The sequence below is a fragment of the Helicobacter pylori genome, assembly GCA_008032935.1.
Lineage (GTDB): Bacteria > Campylobacterota > Campylobacteria > Campylobacterales > Helicobacteraceae > Helicobacter > Helicobacter pylori_CX.
Genome location: CP032039.1, coordinates 425,888 through 443,424, shown reverse-complemented (window position 1 = coordinate 443,424; position 17,537 = coordinate 425,888). Strand labels below are relative to the sequence as shown.

At 39.5% G+C, this 17,537-nt stretch carries 16 protein-coding genes and 2 pseudogenes; 4 read left to right on the top strand and 14 right to left on the bottom strand.

Annotated features, from left to right (window positions below; genetic code table 11):
• Positions 1 to 23 precede the first annotated feature (23 nt).
• On the bottom strand, positions 24 to 470 hold the full coding sequence (queF, locus tag D2C78_02235; protein ID QEF34875.1) for an NADPH-dependent 7-cyano-7-deazaguanine reductase QueF: 447 nt from the start codon (positions 468 to 470) through the stop codon (positions 24 to 26).
• A gap of 59 nt (positions 471 to 529) precedes the next feature.
• Here queF and rsfS point away from each other — a divergent pair, with 59 nt between their 5' ends.
• The 3 genes and pseudogenes from rsfS (at position 530) to D2C78_02220 (ending at position 2,875) form a co-directional block, all read left to right on the top strand.
• A complete protein-coding gene (gene rsfS, locus D2C78_02230) occupies positions 530 to 871 on the top strand; it encodes a ribosome silencing factor (protein ID QEF34874.1) in 342 nt (113 codons plus the stop codon).
• A 100-nt stretch (positions 872 to 971) separates the two neighbouring features.
• Positions 972 to 1,774, top strand: a pseudogene (gene miaA / locus D2C78_02225) (tRNA (adenosine(37)-N6)-dimethylallyltransferase MiaA).
• Positions 1,775 to 2,875: a glycosyltransferase family 8 protein gene (locus D2C78_02220; GenBank protein QEF34873.1), complete on the top strand. Its 1,101-nt coding sequence runs from the start codon at positions 1,775 to 1,777 to the stop codon at positions 2,873 to 2,875.
• Between the two features lie 17 nt (positions 2,876 to 2,892).
• Here the strand turns inward: D2C78_02220 and D2C78_02215 are convergent, their stop codons facing one another.
• From D2C78_02215 to D2C78_02180, 8 genes and pseudogenes are all read right to left on the bottom strand, one after another.
• Positions 2,893 to 3,855, bottom strand: a complete 963-nt coding sequence (locus D2C78_02215; GenBank protein QEF35801.1) for an adenosine deaminase — start codon at positions 3,853 to 3,855, stop codon at positions 2,893 to 2,895.
• Positions 3,836 to 4,595 (bottom strand): annotated as a pseudogene (locus D2C78_02210) (restriction endonuclease). The gene D2C78_02215 and the pseudogene D2C78_02210 overlap by 20 nt, the downstream one beginning before the upstream one ends.
• A gap of 98 nt (positions 4,596 to 4,693) precedes the next feature.
• The gene (locus D2C78_02205; GenBank protein QEF34872.1) at positions 4,694 to 5,473 is read right to left on the bottom strand and encodes a UDP-N-acetylmuramate dehydrogenase; all 780 of its coding nucleotides are present in this window, start codon (positions 5,471 to 5,473) and stop codon (positions 4,694 to 4,696) included.
• Positions 5,474 to 5,476: 3 nt separating this feature from the next.
• Positions 5,477 to 5,743, bottom strand: coding sequence for a flagellar biosynthetic protein FliQ (fliQ, locus tag D2C78_02200; GenBank protein QEF34871.1), 267 nt, complete (start codon positions 5,741 to 5,743; stop codon positions 5,477 to 5,479).
• Positions 5,744 to 5,753: 10 nt separating this feature from the next.
• The gene (fliI, locus tag D2C78_02195; protein ID QEF34870.1) at positions 5,754 to 7,058 is read right to left on the bottom strand and encodes a flagellar protein export ATPase FliI; all 1,305 of its coding nucleotides are present in this window, start codon (positions 7,056 to 7,058) and stop codon (positions 5,754 to 5,756) included.
• Positions 7,059 to 7,973 carry a conjugal transfer protein TrbB gene (locus D2C78_02190; GenBank protein QEF34869.1) on the bottom strand — a complete coding sequence of 305 codons (915 nt, stop codon included), beginning with the start codon at positions 7,971 to 7,973 and terminating at the stop codon, positions 7,059 to 7,061.
• Positions 7,974 to 7,989: 16 nt separating this feature from the next.
• Positions 7,990 to 10,752, bottom strand: a complete 2,763-nt coding sequence (locus D2C78_02185) for an isoleucine--tRNA ligase (GenBank protein ID QEF34868.1) — start codon at positions 10,750 to 10,752, stop codon at positions 7,990 to 7,992.
• 23 nt (positions 10,753 to 10,775) lie between these two features.
• A complete protein-coding gene (locus D2C78_02180; protein ID QEF34867.1) occupies positions 10,776 to 11,033 on the bottom strand; it encodes an RNA-binding S4 domain-containing protein in 258 nt (85 codons plus the stop codon).
• 101 nt (positions 11,034 to 11,134) lie between these two features.
• Here D2C78_02180 and D2C78_02175 point away from each other — a divergent pair, with 101 nt between their 5' ends.
• Positions 11,135 to 11,755 carry a hypothetical protein gene (locus D2C78_02175; GenBank protein ID QEF34866.1) on the top strand — a complete coding sequence of 207 codons (621 nt, stop codon included), beginning with the start codon at positions 11,135 to 11,137 and terminating at the stop codon, positions 11,753 to 11,755.
• Positions 11,756 to 11,885: 130 nt separating this feature from the next.
• On the opposite strand, the gene D2C78_02170 is transcribed toward D2C78_02175, so the two are convergent.
• The 5 genes from D2C78_02170 to D2C78_02150 form a co-directional block, all read right to left on the bottom strand.
• Complete coding sequence (locus D2C78_02170) at positions 11,886 to 12,740, bottom strand: outer membrane beta-barrel protein (GenBank protein QEF34865.1); 855 nt, start codon at positions 12,738 to 12,740, stop codon at positions 11,886 to 11,888.
• Positions 12,741 to 12,974: 234 nt separating this feature from the next.
• Positions 12,975 to 13,223 carry a hypothetical protein gene (locus tag D2C78_02165; GenBank protein QEF34864.1) on the bottom strand — a complete coding sequence of 83 codons (249 nt, stop codon included), beginning with the start codon at positions 13,221 to 13,223 and terminating at the stop codon, positions 12,975 to 12,977.
• Positions 13,224 to 13,376: 153 nt separating this feature from the next.
• Positions 13,377 to 14,450 (bottom strand): 23S rRNA (adenine(2503)-C(2))-methyltransferase RlmN, encoded by a 1,074-nt coding sequence (rlmN, locus tag D2C78_02160; protein ID QEF34863.1) that lies wholly within the window; start codon positions 14,448 to 14,450, stop codon positions 13,377 to 13,379.
• On the bottom strand, positions 14,447 to 15,436 hold the full coding sequence (locus D2C78_02155; GenBank protein ID QEF34862.1) for a KpsF/GutQ family sugar-phosphate isomerase: 990 nt from the start codon (positions 15,434 to 15,436) through the stop codon (positions 14,447 to 14,449). Before D2C78_02155 ends, rlmN begins: the two co-directional genes overlap by 4 nt.
• A complete protein-coding gene (locus D2C78_02150) occupies positions 15,420 to 17,495 on the bottom strand; it encodes a ribonuclease J (protein QEF34861.1) in 2,076 nt (691 codons plus the stop codon). Before D2C78_02150 ends, D2C78_02155 begins: the two co-directional genes overlap by 17 nt.
• Positions 17,496 to 17,537: the final 42 nt, after the last annotated feature.

The window sequence follows — 17,537 nt, the reverse complement described above, 5'->3', positions numbered from 1 at the left end:
TCTTAAAACCCTATTTTTGCGCGTTATTTCGCATTCAAAAGGCGTTTTTCTTTAAATTCCTGGTATTCTTTGATCGCATAATTCACAAAGGGCTTGATCGCAATCCCACCCCTAGAGGCAAAATCCCCATACACTTCCAAATACTTTGGCTCTAGCAATTGGACTAAATCTAATAAGATCGTATTGATGCAGCTCTCATGAAAGCTCCCATGGTTTCTGTAACTGAATAAATAGAGTTTTAAAGACTTGCTTTCTACCATTTTGTCTTTAGGGATGTAGCGGATAAAAATCACGCCAAAATCCGGCTGGGAAGTGATGGGGCAAAGGCTTGTAAATTCCTTGCATTCTAGCGTGATTAGGGGGTCTAAATTGGGGTTTGGGTTAGGGAAGGCTTCTAGTAAATCGCTGTTGTATTCAAAAACATAGGGCGTTTTAGCGCCTAAGGATTTGAGGTTTAGTCCAGGGGTCATTAATCTTTCCTTGATTTAAGTTATAATAAGGCTATTTTAACCCATTTTTTAGGAAACTCATGAACCAACGCATAGAAATGATTACGGCTTTATTAGATGAAAAAAAGGCTTTTGATATTACGCACATTGATTTGTCTCAAACCCCCTATTTGGTAGAAGATGTCATTATCGCCACCACGCTAGCGAATAAGCATGCCCTTTCTTTATTAGACGCGCTTAAAAACACCCTTAAGCCTTTAGGGGAAGTCTTTTACCAGATAGATGAGTCTAATGAAGAGTGGATCATTTTGGATTTGGGGGATTTGATGATCCATCTTTTCACCGAAGAATGCCGTAAAAAATTTGATTTAGAAGGGTTTTTGAACGCTTATAAAAGAGGGCTTCCTTATCAAAACGCCTAAGAAACTCATCGCGCTTTTAGGGCCTAGCGGGAGCGGGAAAAGCGCTCTTTCTGTTGAATTAGCCCAAGAATTGGACGCTGAAATCTTTTCTTTGGATTCTTTGAGTATTTATAAAGACGTTAATATCGCTTCGGCAAAACCCAGCCTAAAAGAGCGAAAAAATATCAAGCATTACGCCCTAGACTACCTTAGCATTGATGAAAAAAATAACGCTCCCCTTTTTAAAACCCTTTTAGAGGACGCCATAAGGGTGTCTTCTAAAGAAATTTTACTCATTGTGGGGGGAGCAGTTTTTACTTAAAATCCATTTTAGAAGGTTTGAGCCGCATGCCAAAAATTAGCGGTGAGGAGGTTGTAAAAATAGAGCGAGAAATCAGCACCCTAGCTGACCCTTACGCGTTTTTAAAATCCATTGACCCTAACATGGCTTTTAAAATCCATCCAAACGACACTTACCGCATCCATAAGGCTTTAGAAATCTTTTATGCCACCCACACGCCCCCAAGCGAGTATTTTAAGGCTAACCCTAAAAAACCCTTTGAGCATGCCATCTCATTATTCGCTCTGTCTGTTGAAAAAAACGCGCTTACAAACAACATCAAACAGCGCACCAAAAACATGCTTGATTGCGGCCTTATTGAAGAAATCAAAGCCCTTTATACTCAATACCCTAAAGATTCGCAGCCTTTTAAAGCCATAGGCGTTAAAGAGAGCATTCTTTTTTTAGAAAAACGACTCACTTTAAAGGAGCTAGAAGAAGCGATTACCTCTAACACCATGAAATTAGCCAAGCGCCAAAACACTTTCAATAAAACCCAATTCAATAACCTTTATGTGGGGAGCACTAAAGAAGTTAGGCATGCGATTTTAAAACACTCAAAAAGCGATATAAGGGAGCGATAAATGGATACGCAAAATTTACCCGATCAAATTATCCCTATTTTTATGAGTTTTGATAAGAATTACGCGCTAGGGGCAGGAGTTTGCCTTTATTCGTTACTCTCCCATGCGAGCAGGCACACAAGCATGGTAGATTTTAGCCCCCTAAATCAAAGCAACCAACTTTTAGGCACTAACATCGTGTATAAAATCCATTGTTTGGTTAAAGGGGTAACTTTAGAGCAGCAAAACAAGCTTTTAAAAACCATTGAGCCTTTTAAAAAATTCGCTTCATTAGAGTTTATAGACATCAATTCGCTCGATCATTCCATAGAAAGCTATCTCAATGAGTCTTGCTCCAAGCGTTATGGCGGGCTTCTTGTTTTGTGCCGGCTCTTGCTCGCTTCGCTCTTCCCTAATTATTCTAAAATCATTTCCATAGATGTGGATACGGTGTTTTTAGGCGATGTTGCAAGCGCTTATTTTGCGCTGGATAACGACCCCACTAAATTGCTTGGCATGGTGAGAGACACTTTTTTCCACCTTTCTTTTGAAGCTTTTTGTGATTTTATTGAGCGTGCTTGTAAGAATTTTAAAATTGATTTTTCGCATTTTAGCCCAAACGAATTACAACGCATCCATCAGGGCTTTAACATGGGCTTTTTGGTGGCGAATTTAGATTTGTGGCGCGAAAATGGGTTTGAAAAAACCGCTTTAGAGTTTTTAAAAACTAGAGGGAAAGACCTTTTCTACCCTGAGCAGTGTTTAATCAATATGGTGTTTTTAGAGCGCGTTTTAGAATTGCCTATTTATTATAATTGCTATTCTGATTCTTTCAAAGAGCACTACCCTAAAAATATTATCATGCTCCATTTCATCCAATACAAGCCGTGGCGTTCTGTGAGTTCTTTAAACGGGCGTTTGATTTGCTATGAAGCTGAAGCGGGTTTTTGGCTCGCCAACCTTTTTTGCACCCCTTTTAAAAACGATTTTTTTAAAGAACGCCTTGAAATGGCTAAAGACCAACAAATGCAATCTTTTAAAACCCACATCCGATCAAAAACGATTAGGGATTATTTTTATTTTAGGATAAAGACTTTCTTAAGGTCTTTTTTTGGAAACTAGGTATTAAAATACACTTTTTAGAAATTTTTCTTATGCTTAATTAAAACTCTAAAATAAGGACATTTTCCATTTACAGATAAATCCTTACCATCATTTCCCTTCCTAAAACCAATAATCTCAAACTGCTTAGGATTAAATTTATGTAAAAAAGTTATAGGGACTCCCATAGAACCCCTATAGTCCAAAGGTATATCTATAGTTCTATTCACATTAATTCCATCAAAATTATCATATAGCTCATACTTATTTTTATCGTATTTCTTTGTGAGTGGTAATATCTCATGCCTTTTTTTATAATCCAAATTTGTAAGCCATAAACAATTATTAGGGGAGATTAAGCGATTGCCTAAGCTATCAATTTTAGTTTCTGTGCCATAAAGTTCATAATGTCTTGGAACAATAAAACTTGAAATCCCTCGACCAAGATGCATGCCTAACCATACTTTATTGTTTTTAATTAGAGTAAAAATGTTTTTGTATGTAATTGCATTGATGTTTCCAATAATCAAAAACTTCTTGCTGTGTTCGATCAATTGCGCTACAAACTCTCTAAAAAGCGAAAAAGGTGGATTAGTTACTACAATGTCTGCTTCTTTTAACAACTGAATGCTCTCCTCACTACGAAAATCGCCATCTCCTTTAAAAAATTTCAATCCATCAATGGTTGTTTGCCAATCCTTTTTCCCTTCATACTCGCAATAAAATCCCTTTGAGATTTTATTGCTATTACTAGATATTTCTGGTTCCATATAACAAGCAGAAATTAATTTTTTAAGCCCTAGTTCTTGAAAATGAACAAAAAAATATTTGAAAAAATTACTTACCCTTGCGTCATCACAATTGCAAAAAACAACTTTATTTTTAAAATATTGTTTATAGTATTGCAACTCGTTTTCTATATCTGCCAATTGCGTATAAAATTCATCGCTTTTAAGTTGCTTGGCTTTTTGCAATATTTGATTAGTCGCTTTTCTTGACATTGTTTTTACCAACAATTTGATTAAAAAGTGAGCTACCTAAAACCTTAAGGGAGGTTCTAGCTACTTCAAGCATGATTTCAAACATTTTATTTAAATCCCATCTTTGTCTATCTCCTTGCGTGTAAATAGAGGTGGCTTACAACATGATAGTTCTATCCCTATATGGAATAAACTTATTTTTACATAAATTTTGATTGATAGGCATTCCGTAATTAGCTGCCATTAATTTATCCAATCTATTAAGAACTCCAGAACTATACTCAAGAGTTACTACCCTTCCATCAGGTCTTTTTACCGATATGGTTTGAGTTAAAAAATTAGAGCCTTCTAAAAATAAAATGTTAAGGAAAATGCAATTCTTTGAGCATAAAATTAGCCATTTCAGCAATATTTTTATACGCTCTTTCTATAGCATTCCCAGCTTGCATTAAATCTTGATTACTATCTTTACCCACTAATATTCCTTTTTGAATATTTTCTATATCTTTTCTCTGATATTTAGCTTCTGTTATTAATATAACTCTCCAATTCCCATCATCATCTTTAATCTCAATAATACCTCCATCAGGTTTTATTTTAGAACTTTGAACGAACAAAGTTCTTCCAAGCTCACTATCAAGTCCTTGCAATACAGAATTAATTTCTTCCTTGGTTATGCTTGCTCTGTGCCTAAATGACAAGCTCTTAAATTCATCTTCAAGTTTTTGCATAACAAGTTTAGAGATACTGCTCACACCCATATCATGCAATTTGGCCTCATCGGTAAAAATATTCGTAACACCTAAAGACTCTTTATGCTGTTTGCTTAATCTTTGAGATTGATTTTTTTAGCCATTTTCTACCTTAAAATCTTCACTTCTTCTTCTAAATGAATGCCGTATTCTTGTAACACTCTGGTTTTAGCGAGTTCTATCAGATCTAGGGCTTCTTCAAATTCCGCGCCCCCCAAATTCACCAAAAAATTCGCATGCTCTTTGGCAAATCCCACTCTTTTTAGACAATAGCCCCTTAAGCCCACACCCTCTAAAAGCCTGCCCGCATGATCGTTAGGCGGGTTTTTGAAACAGCTCCCAAAATTAGGCAATTTGGGGTGGCTTTTGCGCATGCTTTGACACGCTTTTAAAACCCCTTCCCTAAAACCATGCGTTTTTTTAAACCTAGCTCTTAAAACAACGCCATTGAATTTGCTATTGCGATAACTCAACCCCAAAGCTTCACTCCCTAGCCATTCATTATTGATATAAGCGCTTTCTAAAACATTTTTGATTTCAAATTCTTTCATGCCGGCATTCATTTTAACTAACGCCCCTAAAGTGCCAGGCAATTGCCCTAAAAATTCCAAACCCCCTAAATCATTCGCCCTAAAATAATTAAAAATTTTAGACGAGTTGGCCGCCCCCCCTATTTCAACGCATCCGCCATGATCGCAAATATAATCGTAGTTTTTTCCTAATAAAGCGAGATTTTTCGCGCTAGGAGCGATTAAAAGGTTGTTCGCTAAACCTATAATCTGGTGTTCTTGAGAGATTTCATCATCGTTTTCTAAAACGCTCACTTTTAAAGGCACGCCGATTTTCACGCTGCTGTAACGAGAAAAATCAATGGTTGTTTCTAGCATTTTCTAGCCTATGATTTTAGGAATGAGCTTGATTAAGGTTTGGGTGTAATCTAAAAGCATGTTCGTCATCCACGGCATGGTTAAAATCAGCACCCCAATCACGGCTAAAATCTTAGGCACAAAAGACAAAGTCATTTCATTGATTTGAGTGGTCGCTTGAAAAATACTGACTAACAGCCCCACCACCAAGCCCGCTAGTAATACCGGTAAAGAAATCATCAAAGTGATTTTATAAGTCTCAATGGCGAGTTTCATGAGTTGTGATTCCATAACATTCCTTTTATCTTAAGATTTCTTCTAATTGCTGAAAGCTTTGTTCAAAAGGCTGTAAAGCGTTTTCATCTTGCGCTAAAAACTGCTCCATTAAAGCCTTTTTCTTAATCGCTTCATCAAGCTCTTTATCGTTCCCCATTTGATAAGAGCCGATGCGAATGAGCATTTCATTTTCTTTCAACAACGCATACAAACGGCGGAATTTTCTCGCATGCAGGTTTTGAGACTCGCTGATGATGTCTTTAGCCACCCTTGATGCGGAGTTTAAAATATTGATAGGCGGATAGATCCCATAATCGGTTAATTCCCTGCTTAAGACAATATGCCCATCTAAAATACTCCTTGCTTGATCGGCTATGGGATCGCTCAAATCATCGCCCTCTACTAGCACGCTAAAAAAAGCCGTAATGCTCCCCTTATTTTCTTCCTTGCCCGCCCTCTCCATTAATTGAGGCAATAAAGAAAGCGCGGATGGGGGGTAGCCTTTGGAAGTGGGCGGTTCGCCTAAAGCTAAACCGATTTCTCTTTGAGCCATAGCGAAACGAGTCACTGAATCCATGATAAACAACACGTCTAGCCCTTGGTTTTTAAAATACTCCGCCACGCTCATCGCACAAAAGGCCCCGTATTTGCGCATCAAAGGGCTATCATCGCTCGTAGCGACCACCAACACGCAAGAGCTTAAATCCCCTTTTAAGTTTTTCTCTATAAATTCAGGGATTTCTCTGCCCCTTTCCCCAATCAAAGCGATCACTTTAATCGGCGCTAAGCAACCCCTAGTGATCATGCCCATTAGCGTGGATTTACCCACCCCAGAGCCGGCAAAAATGCCCAGTTTTTGCCCCTTACCGCAAGTCAAAAGCCCATCAATGCTCTTCACCCCCACGCTAAAAACCTCATCAATCAAGCCTCTTTTTAAAGGGGCTATAGGTGTTGTAATCACAGGCGCTAATCGTTCATAATCTAGCGCCCCCTTATTGTCAATGACTTGCCCTAAAGGGTTAAGCACCCTCCCTAAAAGATTACGGCCTACAGGGAAATTCAACCCCTCTTTTAAGAACAGCACCTTATCGCCAGCCCTAGCCCCCTCTATAAAATTAAAGGGCGTGAAACCAAACTGCTCTTTTTCTGCCACCACCACCATTCCCACGCATTCGCTGCCATCGCTTTTTTCAATCTTCACCACATCGCCCACAGAGGGGTTAAAACCATCCGCATAAACAATATTGGGCATGATTTTTTTCACGCTCCCGTAGCGAGGCGATAGATCAAAATGCTGATTCAAGCGGTTTTTTAAGGATTTTAGGGGCATTTAAAGCTCTTTAGTCCATAAGACTTCAGCGATTTGGCGCTCATTATTGATCCTATTCACATGCACGATCACATCAATCGCACTTTTAAAATACGCTCGCATTAGATCTTTATCCAAAGAATGCGTATAACGCATGCTTAAATTCAGTGAAAGGGCTTCTAAAGTGTTTTGAGCACTATTAGCGTGAATGGTTGAGAGCATGCCCTTATGCCCGGTGTTTCCTAAACGCAAAAAGAGCGCTGCATTCCTGGTGTCAATCTCGCCCACAATGAGCCTGTCCGGGTTTAAGCGCATGGCCATATTGAGAGCGTCTTCATAATTAAAGCGCGTGTTCTCTTGCTTGCCCACTAAAAGCCCCACGCAATTGCTGAACGCTTTTAAATCCAATTCTTGGCTGTCTTCAACGCTCACCACCCTTTCATCTTTATTGACGCAGTCTAAAAGAGCGTTTAATAAGCTTGTTTTACCGCTTGAAGTCTCCCCACTAATGAGAATGTTATGCCCTTTAAGCGCTAAATCTTTCAAACCCTTTGGATCGCTTGCTTTGAAAGTGAAATCGTCTAAACTTAAGGGCTTAAGCCTAGGCACACGGATATTGAGCGTGATTTGATTGTTCGTAGTGATACTGAAGTGATTCGCGCTCACCCTATAGCGCGTGAAAGGGATAGAGCAATTTAAAGTGGGGTGCTCTTCATCAAAAAACAACCCCCTAAAACTAGCCAATTGCTCGCAAAACCTCAATAAAAACGCCTTATCAAAAAGCGCATGCCCTCTTTTTTCTCGGGTGTTATTGACTTTATAAAGCCAAAATTCCTGCTCGGTGTTGATGATTAGCTCGGTGATCCCGCTTTCTAAAAAAGGGGTAAAATGGCTAATTAGGGCTTGCAAAACTCTATGGGTTTGTAAAGTTTCCAAAAGCCCTATCCTTTTATCATCGCTCTTTTAAAACCTGTTCGCAACGCTTGCAAGGGGTGTTTTCTAACTCGCTTTTAAAACGCCAACACCTGGGGCATTTATAAAAGGGGGCTTTAAAGAGCGTGAATGCTGGCGTTTCGCTCAATCTTTCTTTTGCAATCCCCACAAAGCTTACCATCAGCAATTCTTCTACTAAATTTTCACGCAACGCTTTTTCTTTCACTTCAATAGCGCATTCCAACGAATTTTTCACCACGCCTTCTTTTTTCAAGCGGTCTAACTCTTCATTAAAGGCAGAACGCAAGGCTAAAACGGCTTCAAAATTTTCTGGTTTTTTAAACTCTTTAAGGTGGAGTTTTTCTAAAATATTAATGTCTTTTAAATCAAACACGTCTTTGGCTTGTAAAAACGCGCAAAGCACCTGACTATGCTCTAAAACTTCTTCAATCGTGTGCGTTAAAATCGGGGCTAAAAAGTAACACAATTGACTAGCCACAGCGAGTAAGACCATTTGAATGGCTTGGCGTTTTTCATTATTTTTGCTATCACAATACAAACTATCCTTACAAGCGTCTAAATAAATCCCGCTCAATTCATTGGTAACAAACGCCATTAAAATATTCAAGCCTTTCACAAAATCATGCTCTTCAAACGCGCTATTGACTCCAGCGCTTGCTGTTTCTAAAGCCTCTAATATAAAATGATCTAAAGGGCTGAAGCTATGGGATCGTTCTAAATCCTTAAGATCCATATCGCTAAAATTGGCGAGTAAGAATTTTAGGGTGTTGCGGAATTTCTTATAATGCTGTTCTGTTTGAATGAAAAAGGTTTGAGAGACTCTCAAATCGTTTTGATAGTCATTAAACGCTACCCACAAACGCACCACATCGCTCCCATGCTTTTTGAGTAAGTTGTCCAAAGACACCACATTGCCCTTAGATTTGCTCATTTTTTCGCCCTTTTCATCGACGATAAAGCCATGCGTAATGACTTTTTTAAAAGGGGCTTGGTTGTTTAAAACACAACCGATTAGAAGCGAGCTTTGAAACCACCCCCTATGCTGATCGCTCCCTTCTAAGATCACATCGCTAGGGCTTTGCCCTTTTTCTCCATGGTAGTCTTCTAAAACCGCCTTAAAGGTGCTACCGCTATCAAACCACACGTCTAAAATGTGCATGATTTTCTCATAATGCTTGGCGTTATCTTGATAATTAGGGGGTAATAAATCTTTCACGCTATACTCCCACCACACATCACAGCCTTTTTTTTCAAAAAGATTGGCCACATGCTCTAAAACTTCGCTTTCAAAACAAGGCTTACTGGTGCGTTTGTCTATGAAAAAGGCCAATGGCACGCCCCATTTTCTTTGTCGACTCAAGCACCAATCAGGGCGGTTTTCTATCATGGTTTTTAGGCGGTTTTTCCCGCTGCTTGGCACAAATTCCACCTTTTCAATCGCATCTAAAGCCACTTCTCTTAAGGTTTTTTGAGAGCCATCATTTTGAATAAAAGGCTCATCCATTAAAATAAACCATTGCGTGGTCGCTCTGTAAATCACAGGCTTGTGCGTCCTCCAGCAATGCGGGTAGGAATGTTCAATCTCTTGCTCTAGCAATAAAGAATCGCCCAATTGCTCTATAATGCGTTTTTGAGCCTTAAAAACATGCTCGCCCAGATAGCTTTCATCTAATAATTTCTTATGGATAATGCCCTCATCATAGCAACCTTTCTCATCTACAGACATTAACACTTCTAAATTATATTTTAAGCCTAAATAATAGTCCTCTTCACCATGCCCGGGTGCGGTATGCACGGCTCCTGTGCCATCTTCTAAACCGACATGCTCTCCTAGAGTGATTAGGGAATCTCTTTGGTTTAAAGGATTGGTCGCTTTCAAGTATTCTAAATCATTGGAATTGAATTCATGTGCAATCTCACTATCCACCACCCCTAAAGCGGCTAATTTTTCATGCAAGGCTTTAGCGACTAAATAGCCTTTTTGGGTGAGTGCATAAACAGCGTCTTTTTTCAAAGCGATCGCTTCATTCGCATACAAAGTCCAAGGCGTGGTCGTCCAAATCACCAAGCTCGCTTTTTTGACTTTTAACTTTTCTAAACTCTCCTTTTTCAAATCAAACGCCACGAAAATGGAGGGCGATTTTTTCATCTTGTATTCCACTTCAGCTTCCGCTAAAGCGCTCTCGCATGCATAACTCCAATAAATAGGCTTGTGGCGCTCTTTCAAAAGCCCTTTTTTAGCCACTTCCACTAAAGCCCTATAAATGCTCGCTTCAAATTTAAAATCCATGGTTTTATAAGGATCTTCAAAATCCCCCAAAACGCCTAATTGCAAAAATTCATTCTTTTGGATTTCTAAAAATTTTTTCGCATGATCTCGGCACTTTTCTCTAAACAGCGTGGGGTTTTCTAGGCTCGTTTTTTCTTTTTCTAATCGCTCTAAAATTTGCTGCTCAATGGGCAAGCCATGGCAATCCCAACCGGGCGTGTAATAGATTTTCTTCCCCTTAAAATATTCTCTTTTAACGACAATGTCTTTTAAAATTTTATTTAAGGCATGCCCTAAATGCAAATGCCCGTTCGCATAAGGCGGCCCGTCATGCAAGGTGAAATCCCCATGGTTATCTTTCCTATTTTGCATGCGTTTGAACGCTTGTTGCTTTTGCCATTTGGCGTAAGTTTTAGGCTCATTAACGCTCAAATTCCCTTTCATAGAAAAGGTGGTTGTGTTTAAGTTTAGGGTGTCTTTGTATTCTTTCACTGATTGTTCCTTAGTCTTTTATCTTATGATTCTTTTGTTTTAGGAGCGATATAAAGGTGCGTGTCTTTTCGCGGCACATTTTTTAAAGTAGGGATTTGTAAAATCGTGTATTCTTCTATCCCTTTTAAATAGTGCAAACTAATCGCATCGCCTATTTTCACTTCTTTACTGGCCTTAGTGCAACTCCCATTGAGCCACACCGCCCCTATGTTGCACATATCTGTCGCTAAAACGCGCCGCTTCACTAAACCCACTGATTGTAAAAATTTGTCTATTCGCATGCGTTTATTTTACCCTATTCTTTAAGTTTTTATCCATAACTTATAAGGGTTTTAGTTTTAGCATGTTAGCATTCAGCCACCACTCTTTTTAAGGAATTTGCTTGAAGTTTCAAATTGTGAGTTTGTTAGCCGCTCTTTTATTAGCCTCTTGTTTGCCCCCTAAGGGCCATCATTCTGGTTTGGTGAATATGTATATCGCTCATCAAGGCCAAAGCGTGCGCACTTATTGGCGCAAAATAGATAGAGGAGTTGTCGCCAAACACAATGAAACGCTTGAAAAAAACCCTAAAGCAAAGCTCAAAGACCCTAGGGGGCCTTTGTTCATGCTAGGGAGTGAGCGCTTCATGCTCTTATGGAAAAACCGCTACGCTTTAGCCAAAGTCCAATCGTTCAAGCTAGAGCCTGGGTTTTATTACTTGGATTCTTTTAGCGTGGAAACTCAAAAAGGCATCTTGCAGAGCGCCCCCGGCTATTCATACACCAAAAATGGCTATGATTTCAAAAACAACCGCCCTTTTTTCCTGGCCTTTGAAGTCAAACCTGATAGCAAAATCATTCTTCCTAGCGTGGAATTGAGCCTGATTAAAACCCCTAGAGGCTTTTTAGGGGTGTTCTTGTTTGATAATAATGAAAAGGGGGCTAACGCTAAGTGGATTGAGGGGAGTTTGAATTTAAAGCTTAAAAACGCTTCCTTTAAAGACGCGTGGGGGTTGGAACCATAAAGCATGAAGCGATCGCTCGCTTTTAGTAAGCTCTTTATGTATGATTAGATTGTAAAAAACGCTTTAAGCATTTTTTAGATTCTATTACCCCTATTCAATTGGAACAAAGCCATTAAATTTTTAAAAACTTTTAAAAACGATAAACATAATCCGCGCTCCAAGTAACATAGCTTTCAAAAATGCCCCTAGGGATTTTTGCTTGTAAAACCCTCACACTTTCGCAACTCTTTAGCTTTTTTAAAGAACAACTAGGAGCGTCGCCATGAACGCTTGCGCTCAATTCTAGCGTATGGTGCTTATCGCCCATTCTTAGCCCTAACGAACCATAGCCCTGAAATTGCGCTAATTGCACTAATATATTACCAAAATCTTTAAGAACATGGGCTGTTACGCTCTCACCCCCTAACCCAGCCCCTATAAAATAACCAATGAAAAATTTCTCATTTTCATACACATTGTGTAAAAAATCCATAAAAAAGCTGTAAGTTGACATTGTTATAATACCACCATTAAAAAAAGAAACAGGACTTATTATGTCTATGGGTATCACTCCAAATAAGTATTGTTGGTATTTATCTTTTTCCATGTAATTGCCCGCTTTATAGGAATATTGGAACCCTCCCCTAACGCCAAAACCCATTTTTTTAATCTTAACAGGAGCGGCATGCTGATACCCCACCTTAAAATTAAAGCCGTTTAAGATTGTGCTAGGATCTTTTCTTTCTAAGAGTCTTCCACCAAAATTGAAGTTATAGTGACTTAGCAAAACAAAACTATCTTTATAAGCTAAATTCCATGAAAACATCCCGCTATAGCCAAGACCGGCAAAAAAAGCACTTTTATCCGCTCTTTGATGTTTAGCCTTAGCTTTTTCTTTCGCTAAAGCTTCTTGAACTTTCTTTCCAACGAGTTTATTAAGCCCGCTCTCATCTATAGCGTGGCCAAAATGAAACCCTAGCACAGAATAAAAAGCTAAAAATAAAATGTTGGTTTTTAAAAAATGGGGGGGTAATTTGCATACCCTTTCCTTGATTGAAAAATTGTTTTAATATTTTGAATATTATAAAACATTGAAGCTTAAATTAAAAGTCTTAACAATATTATTGGATAAAAAATTACTTTTTATAGGCATTGATGAGTATTGATGAGCGTTTGCAACAACGAAAACCAAGCGTGTTGCGGTGGTTGGATTGGATTTAATAGGTTTGATTAGAACGGGTTAGATTTGAATGGATGGTATTTTAAAGTCAAAACCAGAGACAACCCTAGTCAAGTTGCCCCTAGCCACACCGATATTACTCGTGATGCCCGTGGCAGCAACCTTCTTCTTGATGATGACTATCGCTAGCGCTGCAACAACCTTCTTCATGATGAGAGCTGTGGTGGTGATGGTGGTGTTCACCGCCGTGATAGTGGTGGTGGTGTGTGTGGTGGTGATGGTGGTGGTGCCCGCCGTGTTGTTCTTCATGGTGTGCCATGATGACTCCTTTGATTAAAAATTTAAATTCTAGCTCACTGGCTAGGATTTTATTCTACAATATAAAATCTAATTAATTGTTAATGAAAGAAAATTTAGCGCTAATTTTTAATCTATATTCCCTAAATTTTGAAAAAAGAGTTTTCAAATTTGCTGAGAGAGTTTTTTCTCCCTCAATTGCCCGCAAGCCGCTTCAATATCCAAGGCTTTAGACTCTCTAATGGTGCATAATAAGCCTTTGGCGTTTAAAAAATCCGCAAACATTCTAGCGCTCTCTAAGCTAGGGCGTTCAAACTTAGAGCCTTCATGCGGGTTGAATAAGATCAAATTCACTTTGGATTTAATGCCGTTTAAAAGTTTTAAAAGTTTTTTAGCGCAGTCCAAGCTGTCGTTTAGATCTTTAATTAAAAGGTATTCAAACATCACTCTTTTTCGTTGTTCTAAAGGCCATTTTTTCACTTCATTCAAAACGCATTCAATGTTGTATTTTTTATTCAAGGGCATTAAAGATGAACGCGTTTTGTCATCTACGGCGTGTAAGGATATGGCTAATTGCACGCCTAAATTTTTGCCCGCTAAAATGGGGATTTTATCGGCCACGCCGCTCGTGGAAATGGTGATTCTTTTAGGTGAAATTTGCATGCCGGTATTAAAAATTTCAATCGCTTTACACACCTCATCTAAATTGTTCAAAGGCTCGCCCATTCCCATAAAAACAATATTGAGCGCTTTTTCAAGGGGGAGGTTATTATCTTCTTTAATGAGTAGGGCTTGCTGGATAATCTCGCTCGCTTTTAAATTCCTTACAAAACCGCCTTTTTGAGTGAAACAAAACGCGCAACCCACTTGACAGCCGATTTGACAAGACACGCATACGGTGTATTTTTCCCCCTCTAAAATGGCGTTCGTCTTTTCGTCAATCTTTTTATCCTTCATTTTCAACAACACCGCTTCAAAAGTGTGGTTGTCTCTTAAAGATTTAAAAAGGTATTTTTTAGAGCCATCAACGCTCTCCCTCACATGCGTGATTTCTATCGTGCGCAAAGTAAATTCTTGCTCTAAATAAGCGATAAAATCTTTTGAAAAATTATTTTGCATGTCTTTAAAGCTTGTTTTATACTTCGCATAGAGCCACAAATAAAGCTGCTTAGCCCTAAAGCTTGGTTTTAAAAGCTGGCCCAATTCCTTTAGAGTGAAATCATAAACGCTCGCTTTCATGCTTTAAGCCCTAATTCTAAAAGTTGGTGCAAGTGCAAGACCCCTAAAACCTTATTATGATCATCTACGCACACTAAAAGCTGGATCTTATGGCGTTCTAAAAATTCTAACGCTTCTAAAAGAAGAGCGTCTAAATTCTTAAAGCTTTTAGGTTTTAAAGTGGCAAAATGCCTCACTTCGCTCTTTAAACTCACCCCTTTTAATAACGCCCTACGGACATCGCCATCGCTTAACACCCCCACAAGCTCGTTAGCTTCATTGACTAAAATCGCACTGCCTAAGCGTTTTTCACTCATTTCTATGAGTGCGTCTTTAAAACTTGTGCTAGGAGCGATTAGGGGGAGGTTCGTGGTTTGCAATAAGTCTTTAACTTTGACAAAAAGTTTTTTGCCTAAAAGCCCGCCCGGATGAAAGGAGGCAAAATCTTCTTGGCTGAAGTTTTTCGCTCGCATCAAGCATGCCATTAAAACATCGCCTAAGGCTAGAGTTAGGGTAGTAGAAGTCGTTGGAGCGGTGTTAATGGGGCAAGCTTCTTTTTTAATTTTCAAGCTCAAATAATAATCGCCGAGTTTAGAGATCGAACTATTAGGGCTTTTAGTGAAAGTGATGATTTTATGGCTTAAGCGTTTTAAATGGCTCACCAGATTCAATAATTCTAAAGACTCGCCCCCATAGCTAATCATTAAGATCACATCGTTTTTTTCCACCATGCCCAAATCCCCATGCATGGCTTCTGTGGGGTGTAAAAACGCGCTCCTGTTACCGGTGCTTAGCATAGAAGCAGCGATTTTTTGCGCCACTAAAGCGCTCTTACCCACGCCCACTATCACAAGCTTACCCCCTTTTTCTTGGCTTTTTAAAATGAGCTTGACAACCGCTTCTAAATCGTTAGGTTCTTGGAATTGCTTAACGCTTTCTAAAAGTGCACTCGCTTCATCTCTTAAGACTTGCACGGCGATAGCGTTGTAATCAGGTAGCATGGACATGACAAATAATAGCCGGGTATTTTCTAAACTTTTTAAAGAGCGCTTTTCTGATGAAATTACGAGTGTGATCTTCTAATTTTTTAGGGTTATTCAAAATTTCGGCGTTGCTGGATTTTAATAACATTTCTAAGCCCCCTTGAATTTCTTTCATCAAAGGCTTTTCATCTTTAAAGCCCACAAGCCCTAAACTGGAAAATTGAGAGCTTTCTAAAAGCGCTTGCTTGTTTTTATTCACAAAAATCGTAGCCACAAACACCCCCAAGCTAGCGACTTCTTCTCTTTGTTGCACAATACTTGTGTCAATACTCAAATTGCTTTGGTTATCCACATAGCTTTTACCGCTTTTAATGGTGCCTACTTTTTTGATAAATGCAGGGCCGACTTCCACCTGATCGCCATCTTCCATTAAATAGATATTTTTTTCAGGCACCCCGCAAGAAATAGCGGTTTGCTTGTGGCGCGCGACATGGTTATATTCCCCATGCACGGGCAAGAAAAACTTAGGCTTAATGAGTCTTAACATGAGCTTTTGCTCTTCTTGGGCGGCATGCCCGCTCACATGGATATTGTCAAATTCTTGATAAGCCACTTTAGCTTCTTTTTTGATCAAGAAATTCAATACCGCTGAAACGCTCGCTTCATTGCCAGGAATGGCTTTAGCGGAGATGATGACTAAATCGTTGGGTTTGATAGAAATGTGGCGGTGCTCATCAGTCGCCATGCGATAAAGCGCGCTCATGGTTTCGCCTTGTGAGCCGGTCGTTACGATTAAGACTTCATTGTCCGGGTATTTAGCGACTTCATTGGCTTCAATAAAAGATTGATAAGGCAAATGGATATAGCCCAATTCTCTAGCGATGTCTAGGTTTTTTTCCATAGAGCGCCCGATCACAGCGATCTTGCGGTTGTATTTAATGCCGTATTGTATGGCTTGATAGACCCGGTGGATATTGCTAGAGAAGGTGCTCATAATCACCCTCCCTTGCGCTTCTTTAAAAAGCGTGTCAAAAGCCGGCGCTATGGTGCTTTCACTCGGTGTAGTTCCGGATTTATGGGAGTTGGTGGAATCGCTTAAAAGAAGCATCACGCCCTTTTCGCCATAGTGCGCTAAACGATACAAATCCGTGGGCAAATTATCCACTGGAGTGTGATCGATTTTAAAATCGCCGGTGTGAATGATCGTTCCCGCTTTAGTTTGGATCGCTAAAGCGCTGCTGTCAATGATAGAATGCGTGATGTGGATCCATTCAATGATAAATTCGCCCACGCTAATGGGGCAGCGCTTTTCTACGATTTTAAAATACGAGCGGTATTTTTTCAAACCATGTTCATCAAACTTGCTCCCAATCAGCCCTAAACTCAAGGGCGTTCCATAAAGGGGGAATTGCAGCTCTTTAAACAAATAAGGCGTGGCCCCTATGTGATCTTCATGGGCATGGGTGATGATAATACCGGCGATTTTGTCCTTGATCTGGTGCAAATAGGAAAAATCCGGGATTAAAATATCCACGCCAAAAAGCCCTTCTTTAGGGAAGCTCATGCCCGCATCAATCACGATCGCGCTCTTTGGGGTTTCAATGACCATCATGTTCCCCCCAATCTCGCCCAAGCCCCCTAAAGGCGTGATCTTAACGCTCGCTTTAGAGTTTAGATTCATCTTATAATGCGGGTTTAAATGCTCCACTTGGATCTTGTTGTTAGCTTCAACGCCCTTTTTGAGCTCCTTATGAAAGCCTAAAGTCCCTCTCTCATTCACATGCAAAATTTCCGTAACGCCCTCTACTTTGTTGCTATCCAATTCTTCTTTGGCGTAATTTCGTGTTTTTTGGGGGGTGTGTTTAGCTTTGTGGTGGTTGTTTGGTTTTTTGTTGGGGTGGCGCTCTTTTTTATGGTGTGAAGGCGCTTCATGGTTTGAAGACTCTGCGTTTTTTTGCGCGTTTTCTCTGAAACGCTTTTTGCGGTTGGTGAAGCGCTCAAACGCTCCGGCTCGCATCTCATCAGCTTTTGAATTTTCACTGCTGTTTTCATGGTTTTCATTATTTTGGTTGTTATCAGTCATAACGATTATTCCTTTATTTCAATTTTTATCTTTCAATTTTTA

What these genes read in the sequence shown, in the direction of transcription:
- queF (QEF34875.1), bottom strand. Translation starts at nt 470, where the DNA reads ATGACCCCTGGACTAAACCTCAAATCCTTAGGCGCTAAAACGCCCTAT.
- rsfS (QEF34874.1), top strand. Translation starts at nt 530, where the DNA reads ATGAACCAACGCATAGAAATGATTACGGCTTTATTAGATGAAAAAAAG.
- D2C78_02220 (QEF34873.1), top strand. Translation starts at nt 1,775, where the DNA reads ATGGATACGCAAAATTTACCCGATCAAATTATCCCTATTTTTATGAGT.
- D2C78_02215 (QEF35801.1), bottom strand. Translation starts at nt 3,855, where the DNA reads ATGTCAAGAAAAGCGACTAATCAAATATTGCAAAAAGCCAAGCAACTT.
- D2C78_02205 (QEF34872.1), bottom strand. Translation starts at nt 5,473, where the DNA reads ATGCTAGAAACAACCATTGATTTTTCTCGTTACAGCAGCGTGAAAATC.
- fliQ (QEF34871.1), bottom strand. Translation starts at nt 5,743, where the DNA reads ATGGAATCACAACTCATGAAACTCGCCATTGAGACTTATAAAATCACT.
- fliI (QEF34870.1), bottom strand. Translation starts at nt 7,058, where the DNA reads ATGCCCCTAAAATCCTTAAAAAACCGCTTGAATCAGCATTTTGATCTA.
- D2C78_02180 (QEF34867.1), bottom strand. Translation starts at nt 11,033, where the DNA reads ATGCGAATAGACAAATTTTTACAATCAGTGGGTTTAGTGAAGCGGCGC.
- D2C78_02165 (QEF34864.1), bottom strand. Translation starts at nt 13,223, where the DNA reads ATGAAGAACAACACGGCGGGCACCACCACCATCACCACCACACACACC.
- rlmN (QEF34863.1), bottom strand. Translation starts at nt 14,450, where the DNA reads ATGAAAGCGAGCGTTTATGATTTCACTCTAAAGGAATTGGGCCAGCTT.
- D2C78_02155 (QEF34862.1), bottom strand. Translation starts at nt 15,436, where the DNA reads ATGTCCATGCTACCTGATTACAACGCTATCGCCGTGCAAGTCTTAAGA.
- D2C78_02150 (QEF34861.1), bottom strand. Translation starts at nt 17,495, where the DNA reads ATGACTGATAACAACCAAAATAATGAAAACCATGAAAACAGCAGTGAA.